The organism is Klebsiella indica (assembly GCF_005860775.1).
GTDB classification, from domain to species: domain Bacteria; phylum Pseudomonadota; class Gammaproteobacteria; order Enterobacterales; family Enterobacteriaceae; genus Klebsiella; species Klebsiella indica.
In genome coordinates, this window is sequence record NZ_VCHQ01000027.1 from 76,363 (window position 1) to 94,042 (window position 17,680).

Annotated in this window: 14 protein-coding genes; 7 read left to right on the forward strand and 7 right to left on the reverse strand. The window is 55.6% G+C overall.

Annotated features, from left to right (window positions below; genetic code table 11):
* Positions 1-34: 34 nt before the first annotated feature.
* The 3 genes from FE839_RS19700 to FE839_RS19710 form a co-directional block, all read right to left on the reverse strand.
* Positions 35-2,053, reverse strand: a complete 2,019-nt coding sequence (locus FE839_RS19700; RefSeq protein WP_138362468.1) for an NADPH-dependent 2,4-dienoyl-CoA reductase — start codon at positions 2,051-2,053, stop codon at positions 35-37.
* A gap of 223 nt (positions 2,054-2,276) precedes the next feature.
* Positions 2,277-3,656: a putrescine aminotransferase gene (ygjG, locus tag FE839_RS19705; protein ID WP_171034929.1), complete on the reverse strand. Its 1,380-nt coding sequence runs from the start codon at positions 3,654-3,656 to the stop codon at positions 2,277-2,279.
* 274 nt (positions 3,657-3,930) lie between these two features.
* On the reverse strand, positions 3,931-4,476 hold the full coding sequence (locus FE839_RS19710; protein ID WP_138362470.1) for a PadR family transcriptional regulator: 546 nt from the start codon (positions 4,474-4,476) through the stop codon (positions 3,931-3,933).
* A gap of 237 nt (positions 4,477-4,713) precedes the next feature.
* Between FE839_RS19710 and FE839_RS19715 the strand changes: the two genes are divergently transcribed.
* Positions 4,714-5,487, forward strand: coding sequence for a siderophore-interacting protein (locus FE839_RS19715; protein WP_138362471.1), 774 nt, complete (start codon positions 4,714-4,716; stop codon positions 5,485-5,487).
* A gap of 107 nt (positions 5,488-5,594) precedes the next feature.
* Here the strand turns inward: FE839_RS19715 and dhaM are convergent, their stop codons facing one another.
* Genes dhaM through dhaK form a run of 3 tightly spaced genes read right to left on the reverse strand, consistent with a single transcriptional unit; the run spans position 5,595 to position 8,740 of the window.
* Complete coding sequence (gene dhaM, locus FE839_RS19720) at positions 5,595-7,016, reverse strand: dihydroxyacetone kinase phosphoryl donor subunit DhaM (RefSeq protein WP_138362472.1); 1,422 nt, start codon at positions 7,014-7,016, stop codon at positions 5,595-5,597.
* A gap of 10 nt (positions 7,017-7,026) precedes the next feature.
* Complete coding sequence (gene dhaL, locus FE839_RS19725; protein ID WP_138362473.1) at positions 7,027-7,659, reverse strand: dihydroxyacetone kinase subunit DhaL; 633 nt, start codon at positions 7,657-7,659, stop codon at positions 7,027-7,029.
* Between the two features lie 10 nt (positions 7,660-7,669).
* Complete coding sequence (gene dhaK / locus FE839_RS19730) at positions 7,670-8,740, reverse strand: dihydroxyacetone kinase subunit DhaK (protein ID WP_138362474.1); 1,071 nt, start codon at positions 8,738-8,740, stop codon at positions 7,670-7,672.
* Positions 8,741-9,332: 592 nt separating this feature from the next.
* Here dhaK and FE839_RS19735 point away from each other — a divergent pair.
* The 3 genes from FE839_RS19735 (at position 9,333) to FE839_RS19745 (ending at position 12,920) form a co-directional block, all read left to right on the forward strand.
* Positions 9,333-10,433 (forward strand): glycerol dehydrogenase, encoded by a 1,101-nt coding sequence (locus FE839_RS19735; protein WP_138362475.1) that lies wholly within the window; start codon positions 9,333-9,335, stop codon positions 10,431-10,433.
* 99 nt (positions 10,434-10,532) lie between these two features.
* Positions 10,533-12,446: a dihydroxyacetone kinase operon transcriptional regulator DhaR gene (gene dhaR, locus FE839_RS19740; RefSeq protein ID WP_138362476.1), complete on the forward strand. Its 1,914-nt coding sequence runs from the start codon at positions 10,533-10,535 to the stop codon at positions 12,444-12,446.
* 150 nt (positions 12,447-12,596) lie between these two features.
* The gene (locus FE839_RS19745; RefSeq protein ID WP_138362477.1) at positions 12,597-12,920 is read left to right on the forward strand and encodes a DUF1889 family protein; all 324 of its coding nucleotides are present in this window, start codon (positions 12,597-12,599) and stop codon (positions 12,918-12,920) included.
* A gap of 330 nt (positions 12,921-13,250) precedes the next feature.
* On the opposite strand, the gene FE839_RS19750 is transcribed toward FE839_RS19745, so the two are convergent.
* On the reverse strand, positions 13,251-13,886 hold the full coding sequence (locus FE839_RS19750; RefSeq protein ID WP_138362478.1) for a GntR family transcriptional regulator: 636 nt from the start codon (positions 13,884-13,886) through the stop codon (positions 13,251-13,253).
* Positions 13,887-14,124: 238 nt separating this feature from the next.
* Here FE839_RS19750 and FE839_RS19755 point away from each other — a divergent pair, with 238 nt between their 5' ends.
* From FE839_RS19755 to FE839_RS19765, 3 genes are read left to right on the forward strand one after another with little or no spacing between them, the layout of a single operon-like run.
* Entirely contained in the window at positions 14,125-14,985 is an 861-nt protein-coding gene (locus FE839_RS19755) for an alpha/beta hydrolase family protein (RefSeq protein WP_138362479.1), read from the forward strand.
* Positions 14,986-14,997: 12 nt separating this feature from the next.
* Complete coding sequence (locus FE839_RS19760; protein ID WP_206665980.1) at positions 14,998-16,104, forward strand: C45 family autoproteolytic acyltransferase/hydrolase; 1,107 nt, start codon at positions 14,998-15,000, stop codon at positions 16,102-16,104.
* A 13-nt stretch (positions 16,105-16,117) separates the two neighbouring features.
* Positions 16,118-17,662, forward strand: coding sequence for an ABC transporter substrate-binding protein (locus FE839_RS19765; RefSeq protein WP_138362480.1), 1,545 nt, complete (start codon positions 16,118-16,120; stop codon positions 17,660-17,662).
* Positions 17,663-17,680: the final 18 nt, after the last annotated feature.

Genomic DNA, 17,680 nt, shown 5'->3' on the forward strand with positions numbered 1-17,680 from the left:
AGGCCCGGTAAGCGCAGCGCCACCGGGCAAGAAATCAAATCGCTAATGCCAATGTTGTCCCCTGGGCAATTGCCCGCCGGGCATCCAGCTCCATCGCCACGTCGCAGCCGCCAATCAGGTGTACCGTTTTCCCTGACGCGCGCAGCGGATCGGCCAGTTCGCGTCGGGGTTCCTGCCCCGCGCAGATCACGACATGATCGACGTTCAGAAGCCGCGGTTCGCCGTTGATCAATATGTGTAACCCTTCATCGTCGATCCGTTGATAGCTGACGCCAGGGATCATGTTAACCCCGCGAGCCAGCAGAGTGGTGCGATGGATCCAGCCGGTGGTTTTCCCCAGCCTCTCACCGGGCTTGCTGCTCTTGCGCTGGAGCATCACGATCTGGCGCGGACTTTTCGCCAATTGCATACCTTCCGGGCGCAGCCCGCCAGCGTTCTGCAGGCTGGTATCAATCCCCCACTCAAGGCAAAATTCGCTGATATTCTGGCTGGTCGCGACGCCGGACTGGCTGAGGTACATGGCGGTATCAAAGCCGATCCCGCCGCAGCCGATAATCGCCACCTTCTCGCCGACCGGCGCTTTATCGCGCAGCACCTCAAGATAGGTCAGCACTTTCGGGTGATCGATACCCTCGATCGACGGTTTACGCGGCGCGATCCCGCAAGCAAGGATCGCTTCATCAAACGGTTGCAGATCGTCTGCGGTAACAAACTGATTAAGCTTCAGCGTCACGCCGGTCACGTCGATCATCCGGCGGTAATAGCGCAGCGTTTCATAAAATTCTTCTTTGCCGGGGATCTGTTTGGCGATATTAAACTGGCCGCCGATCTCGGCCAGGGCATCAAACAGCGTAACGTCGTGCCCGCGCACCGCCGCGTTAATGGCAAATGCGAGACCCGCCGGGCCTGCGCCGACAACTGCCAGGCTTTTCTTATGTTCAGCCGGAACTATCGGCATTTTGGTTTCGTGACAGGCGCGTGGATTCACCAGGCAGGAGGTGACGTTACCGGCAAAGATCTGATCCAGGCAGGCCTGATTGCAGCCGATGCAAGTGTTGATCTCATCCGCCCGCCCTGATTGCGCTTTCGACAGCAGTTCGGCATCCGCCAGGAACGGGCGCGCCATCGACACCATATCCGCATCGCCGCGCGCCAGAATATCGTCCGCCACTTGCGGATCGTTGATCCGGTTGGTCGTGACCAGCGGAACGGTGACGTGGCCTTTCAGTTTGCGCGTTACCCAGCTAAAGGCGCCGCGCGGAACCGGCGTGGCGATCGTCGGGATACGCGCTTCGTGCCAGCCAATACCGGTGTTGATGAGCGTCGCGCCAGCCGCTTCAATGGCCTGCGCCAGCTGTACGGTTTCGTCGAACGTCCCGCCGTTTTCCACCAGGTCGAGCATCGACAGACGGTAGATAATGATAAAATCGCTGCCCACGCGCTGGCGTACCGCCCGTACCACGTCCACCGCGAAACGCATACGCCTGGCGTAATCGCCGCCCCATTCATCGTCGCGCTGGTTGGTGCGCACGGTAAGAAATTCGTTGATCAGATAGCCTTCCGAACCCATCACCTCGACGCCGTCGTAACCCGCTTCCCGCGCCAGCTGGGCGCAGTGGGCGAAATTTTTGATCAGCTGCAAGATCTCGTCATGGGTCAGCTCATGCGGCGTAAAGGGGTTGATCGGCGCCTGGCGTGCGGAAGGCGCGACCAGTTTTGGCTGGTAGCTGTAGCGACCGGTGTGCAGAATTTGCAGCGCGATTTTGCCGCCTTCCCGATGCACCGCGTCGGTAATGTGGCGGTGGTGAGCCAGTTGACTGGCGTCGTTAAGCAGCGCGCCGCCCGCCATGGTGACGCCGGAAGCCGCAGGCGCAATACCACCGGTGACGATCAGCGCCACCCCGTGGCGGGCGCGCTCGGCGTAAAAGGCCGCCAGCCTCTCCGCTCCGTCCGGGCGCTCCTCCAGGCCCGTATGCATCGAGCCCATCAACACACGGTTTTTAAGCCGTGTAAAGCCCAGATCGAGCGGGGCGAAAAGCGACGGATAGCTCATAAGTGTGTCCAGTATGTAAAATTATTGTTATGTGGTCGGATGAGTTACTAATTTAGCCGTCACGGCGTAAAAGGGAAAAGGGGAATGCGATGATTGTGATGGGATTCAAAAAAGGAGCGGGGCCAGAGAACGAATTTGCCGGATGGCGACGCTGGCGCGTCTTATCCGGCCTACGGATCGGATTCCTGTAGGCCGGATAAGCGTAGCGCCATCCGGCAATGTGTTATATTTCTTCAACGCTCACCCGTAATGCTGCCAGCGCCAGGCGGGTTGCTTTTAACACCTGCTCACACTGTTCAAGAGTGAGCGTCAGCGGCGGCTCGATACGAATCGTCCTTGCATTGTTCAGCGTTCCGGCCACCAGCACCCGCTGGCGGAACATCTCGCTGGCGAAGTCATAGCCGATTTCGTTATCGACAAACTCTATCGCTATCAGCATGCCTTTGCCGCGGACTTCATTGACCAGATCCGGGTATTCGCGGGCCAGTTGACGGAAGCCGTCCAGCAGCATATCGCCTTTCTGCTCCGCCTGCGCGGGCAGGTTTTGCGTCAGCAGTACGTTGATGGTTGCCAGCGCCGCCGCGCAGGCCAGCGGATTACCGCCGAAAGTCGTGGTGTGCAGGAATGGGTTGTCGAACAGCACCGAAAATACCTCTTCGCTGGCGACCGTGGCGCCAATCGGCATGACGCCGCCGCCTAACGCTTTGGCAAGGCATAAAATATCCGGCTGCACGTTTTCGTGCTCGCAGGCAAACATCTTGCCGGTGCGCCCCATCCCGGTCTGCACTTCATCGAGGATCAGCAGCGCGCCAAACTCGTCGCACAGCTTCCGCACTGCTGGCAGGTAGCCCGGCGGCGGCAGAATAACGCCGCCTTCACCCTGAATCGGCTCAAGGATCACCGCTGCGACGTCATCACCGGTTTTTTGGCACTCGCTGAGCAGCGTGCGCATGGCGTTGATATTGCCAAACGGCACATGACGAAATCCCGGCAGAAGCGGCATAAAAGGCTTACGGAAGGTGGATTTAGCGGTGGCCGAGAGCGAGCCCAGCGATTTACCGTGAAATGCGCCGCTGGCGGCGACGAAGGTAAACTTGCCGCGCGGCGCCTGATAGGCTTTCGCCAGCTTCAGCGCCGCTTCGACCGATTCGGTGCCGCTATTGCTAAAGAAGCTGTATTTCAGTTTGCCGGGCGTTAAAGCCGCCAGCGTTTTGGCCAGCATGGCCCGCAGCGGGTCCAGAAGTTCCTGGCTATGAAGAGGTTGTTTAGCGAGCTGATTCTCGACGGCGGAAATAACAACTGGATTACGGTGCCCTACATTAAAAATCCCAAACCCACCCAGGCAGTCGATAAACTCCTGTCCCTGAGTGTCGACAAGCGTATTCAGACTTCCCGCTTGCCACTCTACGGCCCCGTAATCCCCGCCAGCAGTGACCGATTTTCGGTACGCTAAAAATCCTGGATTCACATGCTCTTTAAAGTATTCCCTGACCTCCTGGTTAAGTGATTTCATCTCCTCATGATCAAGCGTTCGCTTCTCAATGAGATTCAGTGCGTGCGCGCTACAGGCCAGAGCCGATGCGCTGGAAGGTAACCTGTTCAAAATGTGCTCCTTGACGGGACGTATCACACGATACTGAATTAAGTATTGCAGGGATTACGCCACTTCGGCACAGGCGAGGAAAATCGGGATAAACGCAACGTGAAATTGCGATTGAGCAAAATTTAATCTCATCGTGAATTTATTGGCATGCTTTACTCCTGCAGCCACGAATCGATATGACGGAGGGCGAGCGCCGCGTGCTTCGCGGCGGTGCAGATTGCCCGGCGGCAGGGCAGAGGATTAGGCGGCGCCACGCACTGGTACGGGGCACCGCCTAATCGAGCTGGGAGATCTCCATTGCCGCGCGGTCTATCACGCCGACGATTTGCTTTAGCTGAGCTTCGGTCATTTCCTGCTGGTTAACCTTTAAATCCAGTACCGCCTTAAAATTCTCCAGCGCGCGCTTCATCTGTGGATTTTTACGTAGTTCACAACCCACCATCCGCGCCTGCAGCCTGGTGTGAATATGCTCCAGTTGCGCCTGGTTTTCCGCGTGCAGCTGGCTGCCTTCGGCGGTAATGGCGATTTTTTTGCGACCGTTCTCGTCGGCAACGCTGATGAGACCTTGATCCTGGAGTAAATCAAGCGTCGGATAGATAACGCCGGGACTGGGGCTGTAGTTGCCCTGGGTCAGGGTTTCAATCTCTTTAATCAATTCGTAACCATGGCTGGCGTTACGGGTAAGGATATCCAGAATAACCAGACGCAGCTCGCCGTGACCAAAGAAACGCTGCCGACGTCCGCCGCCTCTGCGGCCATGTTCGCCGTGTTCCCCGCGGTGCCCGCACGGTCCACGCCCTTCTTCGTGATGATGTCTCATATTCCATTCCTCCATATTAGATATATCTAATTTATATCTAAAAAATATCTTCTCGCAATATGAAAAAAGATTTATTTTTTATTTATTTGATATATAAGAATTTAATTTTGGTTATTATCTTTTTTTGCCTTTTGTTATTTTTATATCAAGAAAATTCTTGCATTCTTTTTTAACGGCAATCATTATCATTTGCAAGATTTTTAGATATATCTATTTTGTTCACGAAGGCGACTGAAGATGACCACGACCAATCAATCTAAATACCCACAACGCGTTCGTAACGAGCTGCGTTTTCGTGAGTTAACCGTGCTGCGCGTTGAGCGCATCGGTAGCGCTTTCCAGCGTATCATACTGGGTGGCGAGGCGCTGGACGGCTTTGTTTCCCGGGGGTTTGATGATCATACCAAGCTCTTTTTCCCCGCTGCCGGCACAGCGTTTACCCCGCCGGAAGTCACGGATGAAGGCATTAACTGGGGCGCGGGCGTGCGTCCGGCGGCACGAGACTATACGCCGCTGTATGATGCTGAACGTCACGAACTGGCCTATGACTTTTTTATCCACGATGGCGGGATCGCCAGCCGCTGGGCGCAGGCGGCAAAAGCGGGCGACAAGCTGGTGATCGGCGGTCCGCGGGGGTCATTAGTGGTGCCGGAAGATTACGCCTGGCAGTTGTACGTGAGTGATGAGTCTGGCATGCCCGCGTTACGCCGCCGTCTGCAGGGGTTGCTACAACTCCCGACGCGTCCGCTGGTGACGGCGATCGTCAGCATTGGCGATGAGTCTTATAAAGATTACTTTGCGGATCTTAGTGGCTTTAATATTGAGTGGATCGTCGGACATAACCTGTCCGCCGTGGCTGAACGCCTGGCGCAGGTGGTGGTTCCGGCTGAAGATTACTTTATCTGGGTGACCGGCGAAGGGGCGGTGGTGAAATCGCTGCTGGCGCGCTTTGAAGGTGAAGAGATCGACCCGCAGCTGGTGCGTTCTCAGGCCTACTGGCACAGCAAATAAGTCGCGAAACCGCCTGTTGTTCCCCTAAGCGCGAAGGCCAGCAGTGCAGATTTACGCGGCGCGCTTCCCCCGGAGATCCCGCCTCCGGGGGCAAAGTGAGGTAAAAGCTACCCGCGAATAATGCATTTGTCGGGGATATCAAGGGTGACGGTATCGCCATTGTGTAGCGTTTTCAGGGCATCGCGTTGCTGGCAAAGCATGACGATGCCCGCCTGACGGGCGATGATCGCCCCGTGAGAGAGCTCGCTTCCTTCCTGCAGGCAGATGCCTTTAACCTGCTGCGGGTCGAGCTGCAGAACGGTGGAAGGGAAGATATCCTCGGCAACGAGGATAGTCGGCGCGTTAAAGCGCGGCAGCGATTCGCTGGCACCTTCAAGATGGCGCAGCGTGCGCTGTAAAATATCTTCAATATCAATATAGCGAGCCTGTAGATAAGCATCATCGAGATGGCGATATTGCTGGCTTAAATCGCTCAGTACCTGCTGCCACGCCCATTCCGCGCAGCACTGTTCGCTGCGCACGATATCACATGCCGCTTCATATAAATCGGGGTCGTCGAGCAGGGTATGATGCCCGGAGAAGATTGCCGCGATATCGGCAGAGTACTTCTCTTCTGCCTGGGTCGCCAGAGTGCTAAGGTCCTCCAGCGTCCGGTCGATAGCCCGTTTCAGGCGCAGCTGCTGCTGACCGATATCGGCGCATTTTTCTCGCGTGACGATAGCCTGCGGCTGCGGACAGCGCACGACTTCACCCTGAACGCGGGCGGCCGTGACGGGTTGAAGCGCAGGGGACGCGTCTACTGCTTCGCCGAAGTTCTCTGCCGCCAGCGCCTGGAATGCCGCCAGCGCGGCGTCGGCGTCAGGGCCGCGGGCCAGCAGCCTTAACGTGTCATTACAGCGCACCTGAAGCAGGGCGATTTGGTTGAGGCTGTCCGGCGTGACGCATTTTCCCCCTTTCTCCAGCACCAGGTCGGCATTGAACCCGGCCAGCGCGGCGACCAGCTTCGAGGCCGGACGAACGTGCAGGCCGTTGTGGTTTTTAATCACCACGGAAACAGAACGGGCATCACGATCGTCGGCCAGCACGGCGGCAACCGAGTCGTGTTGCGGTTGCGATGGTATTCCCAGCTGTACGCGCTTTGCTTCCAGCGCATTCATGGCGTCTTCGATCACCTTATCGACACCGGCTCCGGCGGCGGCGCTGACCGTGGCCGCCAGAGTGCCTTCGACTAATGGCGCGGCGCAAAGGCGAACCTTCGCGGCAATCGCTGGATCGAGCAGATCCAGCGCGGTCTCGGCGCTGAGCAGGGCGCTACCGATATCCATCATCACCAGTACATGATCGGTATCGGCCACTGATTCAATGGCTTCCATCACCTTAATCGGATCGGTGCCGATCGGGCTTGCGGGATCGTCAATCCCGGCGGCGATCGCCAGCTTGCAGCCATCATTCATTATCATCTGCCGGGCCAGTTCCCCGACACCCTCGCCCAGCCGGGCACTATGAGAAACAATAACCAGGTTTACCATCGCGTTTTCCTTACTTTTTGGCCGCCGCGGCCAGCATCTGAACCATAAACATCACCGAGGTTGCGCCCGGATCCTGATGCCCGACGCTGCGCTCGCCGAGGTAGCTGGCCCGGCCTTTGCGGGCCTGCATGGTGATAGTGGCGTGAACGGCGGCTTCCGCCCGTTCGCATGCGGCGTCAAGCGCGCTCTGTATCGACAGGTGCTGCTCGCTGGACTGACGCAGCGATTCCGCCACCGGCAGCCAGACATCGCACATGGTTTTATCGCCCGGCTCCGCTTTGCCGCGATTGACCACGCCGTCCGCGCCTTCGCGGATCATCTGATAAAGCTCTTCCAGGGTCAGGCTCTGATGGGCCTGGGTCACCTGGGCTGCGCGAATAAAGAAGGTGCCGAACAGCGGGCCGCTGGCGCCACCGACGTTGGAGAGCAACGTCATACCGGTATTTTTAAGGATGAAACCGATGTCTTTATCGGCAATGGATGGCAGTTTTTCCACCACCTTGCTAAAGCCGCGATGCATATTCAGGCCGTGGTCGGCATCGCCAATTTCTCTGTCCAGTCCGGTCAAAAAATCGCTCTCTTTGGTGAAAATTTCGCCGCAGAGATAGAGCCAGTCGACGATTTGCGTTCTGCTTAATGACATGTCGTTCTCCTTATTTTCCCCAGTTCAGCGCCGGGGTGTGGACCGGGGCATCCCATAATGCCAGCGTTTCGTCATCAGCCTTTAAAAGGGTGATGGAAAAGCCCACCATATCAAGGGAGGTACAGTAGCTACCGATAAGATTGCGTTCGATAACGATGCCGGTTTCCTCACAGCGCTGCGTCAGGTGGTTGTAGACACCATAAAGCTCCGACAGCGGCGTGGCGCCGAGATTGTTGACCAGGGCGATAACCCGGTCGCCTTTTTGCAGCGCCTGTTTCGTCTGCTGTACGTCCTGCCACGCCCCTTTTGTGCCATCCCAGTGGCGCAGCGTCCGGCTATAGGCGCCGTTTTCCAGCAGAGTATCGAACATCTCGTCAACGGTACGATCGAGTGAAGTGAAGCGGCGACGGTCGATACCCGGCTCGCCATGAATGCCGACACCGAACTCCATTTCGTCATCCTGCAGTTCAAATGAAGGTTGTCCGGCGGCCGGAACGGTACAGGCGGCGAGCGCAATGCCGATAGAGTGACCGAGATTGTTGAGCTTGCGTCCCAGTTCGGCGCAGGCCTCCAGCGAGTCGCCGCGTTCAGCGGCCGCGCCAACTAACTTCTCAATTAACACGGTATTGGCAACCCCGCGACGCCCGGCGGTGTAGAGGCTGTCTTTTACCGCTACGTCGTCATCGACCACTACGGTGGTGACCTTCACGCCGCTTTCATGCAGCAGTTCGGTGGCGGTTTCGAAATTAAGAATGTCGCCGGTGTAGTTTTTGATAATCAGCAGTACGCCTTCGCCGCCGTCAATTGTCATGGCGCACTCGAACATTTTATCCGGCGTCGGGGAGGTAAAAATCTCACCCGGACAGGCCCCGGAGAGCATGCCCTGGCCGATATAACCGCAGTGCATCGGCTCATGCCCGCTGCCGCCGCCGGAGAGCAGCGCCACTTTTCCGGCTACCGGCGCGTCGGCGCGGGTCATGTAGACCGGGTCCTGATGCAGCGTCAGTTCAGGGTGGGCTTTAGCCAGGCCCATTAATTGTTCACTCAGTACATCTTCGACACGGTTAATCAGTTTTTTCATTGTTTATTCTCCGTCGGAGGTTTCGATGCGGCCTCTCTGCTGACGGAGGCGGTCATCGGGTAGGGGTTACCGCCTGACGATATCCGGCGATGTAGTGATTCTGGCTGAGTTAGCGGAAAAAAAAATCGCCATCAAACGAGTTTCATTACGAAACCTAATTATTATTTTTTGTTCCGTAATGAAACGTTTTTGATGGGGAATGCGGGAAAATGCGACGCCAGGCGATTTTTTTTATCTCATCCTGACCGGGATTAGCGGCGTGCCGGAGCGTTAATTTTGCCGCTTTTTCCGGGCATGAAGCAGATAAACTATGATGTTTATCAGGTTATTGACTCTCTTCTGCCGAAAATGAGCGGATCGGGATCGCAATCCCGTCGTTTCCTGCAAATTAGTGTTCCAATATGAAACGATAAATTTTACGTTCCGTTTCATATCGGGACAAAATAGAGAGACGTTTTTTTACCCGCCGCTCGCCCTACAGTGATGGCATCGCTCAGGCAGCACGTCGGTTCGCGCACGTAAATATGAGGCCGGACGGGGAAATGCCGGGGCGCATCATGTCACAACATGCACTTATTTGAGGGTGAACGAAATGCTAAAAGTTATTCAATCTCCAGCCAAATATCTCCAGGGCCCGGATGCATCCACGCTGTTTGGTCAGTACGCTAAAAACCTGGCGGACAGTTTTTTTGTGATCGCCGATGACTTCGTGATGAAGCTGGCGGGGGACAACGTGCTGAATGGCCTGAACAGCCACAACATCAGTTGCCATGCGGAGCGTTTTAATGGCGAGTGCAGCCATGTTGAAATCAATCGCCTGATCGCTATTCTGAAACAGCATGGTTGCCGCGGCGTGGTTGGCGTTGGCGGTGGCAAGACGCTTGATACGGCAAAAGCGATTGGCTATTACCAGAAGCTGCCGGTAGTGGTTATTCCGACCATTGCTTCCACCGACGCGCCGACCAGCGCGCTGTCGGTCATCTACAGCGAAGCCGGTGAGTTCGAAGAGTATCTTATCTACCCGAAAAACCCGGATATGGTGGTGATGGATACGGCGATTATCGCTAAAGCGCCGGTACGCCTGCTGGTGGCAGGAATGGGCGATGCGCTCTCGACCTGGTTTGAGGCGAAGGCCTGCTACGACGCCAGAGCCACCAGTATGGCGGGCGGACAGTCCACGGCGGCGGCTCTGAGCCTGGCGCGCCTGTGCTATGATACCTTGCTCGCGGAAGGCGAAAAAGCCCGTCTCGCCGCTCAGTCCGGCGTGGTGACCGATGCGCTGGAACGTATTATTGAAGCGAACACCTACCTCAGCGGCATTGGCTTTGAAAGTAGCGGTCTGGCCGCTGCGCACGCCATTCACAATGGTTTTACCATCCTCGAAGAGTGCCACCATTTGTATCACGGCGAAAAAGTGGCGTTTGGCACCCTGGCGCAGCTGGTGCTGCAAAATAGTCCGATGGAAGAGATTGAAACGGTGCTGAACTTCTGCCAGAAAGTCGGTCTGCCGGTCACGCTGGCGCAAATGGGTCTCAAAAAAGAGGGGATCGAAGGTAAAATCGAGGCGGTAGCAAAAGCGACCTGCGCCGAAGGCGAAACCATCCACAATATGCCGTTCCCGGTCAGCGCACAGAGCGTCTATGCGGCGATTCTGACCGCCGATCTGCTGGGCCAGCAGTGGCTGGCGCGATAATTTATCGTCGGCCCCGGTGCGTTAAAGAGAAGGAGGGGGCCTCCTTTTCTGGCTGCCGCCGCGGAAAGGGAGAGAGGGGATGCAACAGCGGAAATGGATATGATGGTGCAGACGCAGAGCTTGCCTTTGGTAATAACCCAGTCATGGCATCGCTGCAGCAAATTTATGCAGCGGGACACCTGGCGGGCGCCGCATCAGGCACAGGGACTGACTTTTGAATCAATTTGTCGGCGTAAGACAGCGCTGCTGACGATTGGCCAGGCGGCGCTGGAAGACGCCTGGGAGTTTATGGATAGTCGTCCCTGCGCGTTATTTATCCTCGATGAGTCTGCCTGTATTCTCAGCCGTTGCGGCGATCCGCAGACGCTCGCCCAACTGGCGGAACTGGGGTTTCTTGACGGCAGCTATTGCGCGGAAAGCATTATTGGTAGCTGTGCGCTTTCGCTGGCTTCTATGCTTGGGCAACCGGTTAAAACAACGGGCGATCAGCACTTTAAACAGGCTTTACATGCCTGGTCATTTAGCTCCACGCCGGTGTTTGATAACCATGGACGTCTGTTTGGCTCCATTTCGTTGTGCTGCCTGAGCGATGAGCAGGCGGTGGCTGACCTCTCTCTGACGCTGGCCATCGCGCGGGAAGTGGGCAACTCGCTGCTTACCGATAGCCTGTTGGCTGAGTCCAATCGTCATCTTAATCAGATGTACGGTCTGCTGGAGAGTATGGACGACGGGGTGATGGCGTGGAATGAACAGGGTATTTTGCAGTTTCTTAACGTGCAGGCCGCGACGCTGCTGCATCTTGATGCGCAGGCCAGCCAGGGGAAAAATATCAACGAACTGGTGACGCTCCCGGCTCTGCTGCGCCGGGCGATTAAGCGCGCACGCGGGCTGAATCATGTGGAAGTCACCTTCGAGAGTCAGCATCAGTTTGTTGATGCGGTCATTACCCTTAAACCGATTGTCGAAGAGCAGGGCAACAGTTTTATTCTGCTGTTGCATCCGGTCGAACAGATGCGCCAGTTGATGACCAGCCAGTTGGGAAAAGTGAGCCATACCTTTGAACAGATGTCGGATGACGACCCGGAAACCCGGCGGCTGATCCACTTTGGTCGTCAGGCGGCGCGCGGCGCTTTTCCGGTGCTGTTGTGCGGTGAAGAAGGCGTGGGCAAAGAGTTGCTCAGCCAGGCTATCCATAATGAGAGCGAGCGGGGCGGCGGGCCCTATATCGCGGTTAACTGCCAGCTGTATGCTGACAGCGTTCTGGGGCAGGATTTTATGGGCAGCGCGCCGACGGACGATGAAAATGGTCGTCTCAGCCGTCTTGAGCTGGCCAATGGCGGCACATTGTTTCTGGAAAAAATAGAGTATCTGGCGCCAGAGCTGCAATCCGCGCTGCTGCAGGTGATCAAGCAGGGGGTGTTAACGCGCCTTGATGCGCGTCGACTGATTCCGGTGGATGTTAAGGTGATTGCCACTACCACCGTCGATCTCGCCAATCTGGTGGAGCAAAACCGTTTTAGCCGTCAGCTTTATTACGCATTGCACTCCTTTGAAATTATTATTCCCCCGCTACGGGCGCGGCGGAACAGTATACCGTCGCTGGTGCATAATCGCCTGAAGAGCCTGGAGAAGCGTTTTTCCTCACGGCTGAAGGTGGATGATGATGCGCTGGCGCAACTGGTGGCCTACTCCTGGCCGGGCAATGATTTTGAACTTAACAGCGTGATTGAGAATATCGCCATCAGCAGCGATAACGGCCATATTCGCCTGAGCAATCTGCCGGAGTATCTGTTTGCCGAACGGCCTGGTGCAGACGTGAGCTCGTCACTGTTGCCTGCCAGCCTGACCTTTAGCGCCATTGAGAAAGAGGCGATTATTCACGCCGCCCGCGTCACCAGCGGGCGGGTACAGGAGATGTCGCAACTGCTGAATATTGGTCGCACCACCCTGTGGCGCAAAATGAAGCAGTACGATATCGACGCCAGTCAGTTTAAGCGCAAGCGTGTTGAGTAGTCTTTTCCCTGCTTGTCCTGGCCGCAGTCATGGCCCCCGTTGTGCAGAAAATCGCCACGCAAGCGTTTGACTGCGGTCTGAATCAAATAAAGGCAACGATCTCTTTGATACCCCGACTGACCTGGGTCCATAGTATAAGCAGTTCACGACATGGTTAATTTTAAGGATAAGAGCATGCCAACAGCGATAGATAAAGCCCTGGATTTTATTGGCGGTATGAACACGTCGGCGTCAGTACCTCATACCATGGATGAAAGTACAGCTAAGGGAATTTTGAAATATTTGCACGAGTTAGGGGTGCCAGCCAGCGCTGCCGATGTGATGGCGCGAGGTGAAAAAGAGGGGTGGAATAGCGGGTTCACGAAAAAAGTCGCCGGATGGGCGGATAAAATCGCCTCCGGCGAGCGCATTATTATCAAAAACCCGGAGTTCTTCACTTCTTATATGCGGGAGCAGCTTCAGGCGCTGGTCTGAGCCGATTGTGTGAAAAAACGGCGATATCTTGTGGGTATCGTGTAAAACAGAAGGCGTTGCGATTTCCGGCAACGCCTTCTGTTGTATTGGCGGCTCCAGCCAGGGTTGCACAAACGGTAGACTCCTCCTGAAAAGCGCGTTGCCAAACGTCAAGCGTAACGCGACTCCGCCTGATGCTGGCAGTCTGATGTTAAATTCAGCCTCAGAGAGGCAGATTTTTATTGCCATACCGATGTTGGGAGAGGCCAAAAGGGCCGCACAGGAAACAGGGCGGAACGTGCCTAACGGGACAGAACCGAACAACGATAGCTCGTCGGCGGAGGAGCCTCTTTACCCGTTCCGTCTGGGATTATCTTCCTGCAGGATGTGCTGCCGTAAAAGTTGTGCCAGCGCAGCCGCATCTTTCCGTTCAATGGCGGCCACCATTGCAAAATGCTCTTCTGATGACTGAACGATTCTGGCGTGAGAGTTCCATTGCCCCAGGGCTGCGGAAGGTACCCGGCTGCGTAATTCAAAAATAAGTTCAATCATGTCCTGATTAGAGCAAGGGGCGAGAAGCGCGCGGTGGAAACTGAGATTAGATTCATACTGCTGCAGTAGCGTGCCGTACTGGGTGTAGTGCTCGAACAGCTCCGCACACTGGCGCAGGGTATCCAACTGCTGTGGTTGAATATGCTCCACGATATCGGCTGCCGAGGCACTTTCGAGGATTGCCCGGATGGAAGAAATGTTACGGCGTTGCTGCTCATTAGGCGTATAAACATGGTAGCCCCGGTTTGGGACATGTTGCACCAGACGTTCAATAACCAATTGATCCAACGCCCGGCGTACTTCGCTGCGCGTGCATTGATACCGTTCAGCCAGCTCAACCTGCTTCAGCCATGAACCTGGCTGAAATTCCCCGGTATTGATGTCCATCGCGAGGCGATTGGCGACATGCACCAGTGCGCTTTTGCGGTGCGTCATATCTTCTGTTCCTTCTGCTGTTTCCTGTGATTTTATGCTGCTGTCCCCGCTTCTGATAATGGCGGGTTCACTGTTTTTTCGCCAGCGTAAACAATGTCGTTATCGTTTTTTTATCTGCCAGGAGGGGAATTGTGGCATGAGTCATATCTTTTGTTAATAAATTGTTTTTTAAATTGGCGCCAATTTTGGTTTTATGTTTGAATCGAATTTAAACAGCGACAAAATAGGCAAGAGATTTATGCAACAAAATGATATTAAAGAGAATTCAGAAGATGCTGCCGTGCGTAGTATGGCGCTTTACTATCGTGGCAGTACTACCATCTTTTCCAGTCAACGCGATCCTCGCTTTCAGTACTGCCTGTATGTCCCGCCGGGCTTTGATGGTGACAAGAACGGGTACCGTTTGATTGTTGCGATGCACGGTACCGGGCGTTCGATGGTCCAGTATCGCGATGCTTTTGCCGAATTCGCCCGCTATAACCGTTGTGTCGTGCTGGCGCCTCTGTTCCCGGTAGGGCCGCTGGGCGACGGCAATTCTCACGGTTTTAAGTACATTATCGAACAGGATATCCGCTACGACCTGGTGCTGCTGGCGATGATTGACGAAGTCAGTGCCTTACTGGGGTATGACTTTGGCCAGTTTCTGTTGTTTGGGTACTCAGGGGGGGGACATTTTGCTCATCGTTTTCTCTATATCCATCCTGAAAAATTGCTCGGCGTCTCTATCGGTGCGCCGGGGTCCGTTACGTTACTTGATAACAATAAGGCCTGGTGGCCAGGCGTGCAGAACTTTGAGCAACTGTTCGGTAATCCACTGAATTACCGTGCGCTACGCGAAGTGGCGGTACAGCTTGTGGTGGGGAAAGTGGATCTCGAAACCTGGGAAATTACGCATAAACCTGGTGGTCGCTACTACATGCCTGGCTGTAATGATGCCGGAACCACCCGTATCGAACGCAACACGGCTTTGTTGAACAGCCTGCGCGAACAGGGTGTCGACGCCGTTCAGGATATTGTGCCGAACGTCGGTCATGACGGGATGAAAGTTCTGGAGCAGGTAAAAGATTTCTTCCTGCGCGTTTTGCAGACACATCGCTGAGGAGCAAACAACGTGACGCAACCTTTTCCGTTAATTGAAATTTCCGGTACACCGTATGAGCGCGGTTGCCAGTATGGCGAACAGGCAAAAGCGCGAATTCACGCCAGCGTCGCCATCTATGGTGACCAGCTTGATGCTCTGCATATTCGCCGCGAGCAGCGCGACGATCTTATCAACAGTTTCAGCGCCATCATCCACAATTTCGACGCCGATTATCTTGATGAGATGCGGGGAATTTCTGCCGCGTCCGGCGTGCCGCTGGACGCCATTATTATGATTAATGCCCGCACCGAGGTGATCGCTCAGGCGCGCAACCTGCAATGCTGTACCACGCCGCATGACAACACGATAAAAGACGGCTGTACCGGCGCGGTGATCCTGCCGGATCGCAGCCGCCACGGCAAACTTATCCACGGGCAGAACTGGGACTGGCGCGCCGAATGCGCAGAGAGTTCCGTGGTGGTGAAGATCAAACGCGAGCAGGGACCGGATGTGCTGACTTTCGTTGAGGCCGGAGGGCTTGGCCGCAGCGGTATGAACAGCGCGGGCATCGCCATTACCGCCAACTATCTACGCTGTGAGCGCGACTATCGGCAGCAGGGTGTCCCGCTGTCGCTGATTCGACGTAAAGCGCTGGAACAGCAACATATGGCGTTAGCGATGAGAGTGGTTGCCACCACGCCGAAGTCCTGCTCCAACAATATGATCCTCAGTACCAAAGAAGGTTTCGCCATCGACTTTGAATGCGCGCCGGACGAGAGCTTCACCCTGTATCCGCAAAACGGTCTGTTAGTGCATGCCAACCACTGGGACAGCTTAGCTGCGCGTGGAAAAGTCCGTGAAGAGGGAATTGAAGCGTCCCCCGATTCGCTTTACCGAGGATGGCGCGTTAGCGAACTGCTGAACGGTATAGAAAAACCCGGAGAAGAGGCGATGAAAAATGCCTTTTTTGATGATTTCGGTTTCCCCTATTCGGTGTGCCGCCCGCCACGTCCTGGTTTTAGCAGCGATTTGTCCGCCACCGTGGCGATGATTGTGATGACTCCTGCCGATGGCGTGATGGATGTCGCGCCGCTTCCGGCGCTGAATCGTAACTTTACGCGTTACACGCTCAACTAATAGAGAGGCTGGTATGAAAAAGTTTTTATTTGCGGTGGCTCTGCTCATGCCGGGAGTGATGGCGCAGGCGGCTGACACCCAAGTTATTCGTTTCGCCCTCAATCAGGATATCCGCAGCAGTCAGCCCGGCGTCAACCGCGACGGCAATACCGACGATGTGCTGATGCACGTGGTGGAAGGGCTGGTCGGGTATCGTGAGAATGGTACGGTCGGACCGATGCTGTCCTCATCATGGGATGTTAGTGATGGGGGGAAAACCTACACTTTTCATCTGCGCGAGGGGGTGCAATTTCACAATGGTGACACCATGACGGCGCAGGATGTGGTGTGGAGCTGGAAGCACTGGAACGATCCGAAAACTCAGTGGCGATGTTTGCGTGAATTTGACGGCAGTGGCCTGATTCACGTGACTGACGTCAGCGCGCCGAATAAGAACACGGTGGTTATGAAGCTGGAAAAACCGGTGGTGCTGTTCCTTGATACGCTGGCCCGTACTGATTGCGGCGCGGCAGCCGTGATCAGTCCGAAATCGGTGGCGTCAGATGGTTCCTGGATTGCGCCGATAGGTACCGGCCCCTTTATGTTTGGTGACTGGAAGCATGGCGAATATGTTTCTCTGAAACGATTTGCCGATTACAGCGCTTTGCCGGGAAAACCGGATGGCTTTGTCGGCGGTAAAAAAGCGCTGGTGGATGAGGTGCGCTTTATGACCGTCCCGGATGCGGCGACGGTGAAAGCCGGTCTGCAATCCGGAGCCGTGGATCTGGCCCAGGTCAGCCCGATTGACGGCAGTGACCTGAAAAAAGATCCCAATATCGTCCTCGAAGTGGCGCCGAACGCCCAGCGTCACGTCATGTTGATTCAGACTAACGATCCGCTGCTGAAAAACGTCAAGCTGCGCCAGGCGATAGCCTCTGCGCTTGACAGCGAACAGATCGCGCTTGGTACCAGTCAGAATATGGCACATGCGTCCAACTCCAATATTTCCGTGTCCTCGGCGTTTTACAGCAATGTTCAGAAGCAAGGGTACAAATACGATCCGGCACGTACCGCGCAACTGCTGAAAGAGGCTGGCTATAAGGGGCAACCGCTGGAGATTATCGCCAATAAACGCGCCACCGTGCCGAGTTTTGATATGGCGATAATCATCCAGGCGATGCTGCAAGGCGCGGGGATCAATGCTCATGTGACCACGATGGAGTGGGCGACGCAACTGGAGCGTTATCAGTCCGGACGTTATCAGATGATGACTTTCACCTACTCTGCGCGCTTCAATCCTGCGCTGGCTTTTGAGCAGATTACTGGCGACAAAGCCAAACAGAAACGCAAAGTGTGGGGGAACCCCGAGGCTATTGCGATGACCGACAAACTGGCTACCCTCGACGATCCGGCGCAAATCCAGGCCGTGACGGATAAACTCCATCAACTGATGATTGCGGATGTCCCGCTGATTATCTTCTATCCGGGGCTGGATATTGTCGCTCACCGTAAGGCGATCAGCGGTTATAAATCCTGGCTGGCGGCAGCCGCGAGGTTGTGGAATGTCAGCAAGGCCTGATGAGATAAGGAGACGCAC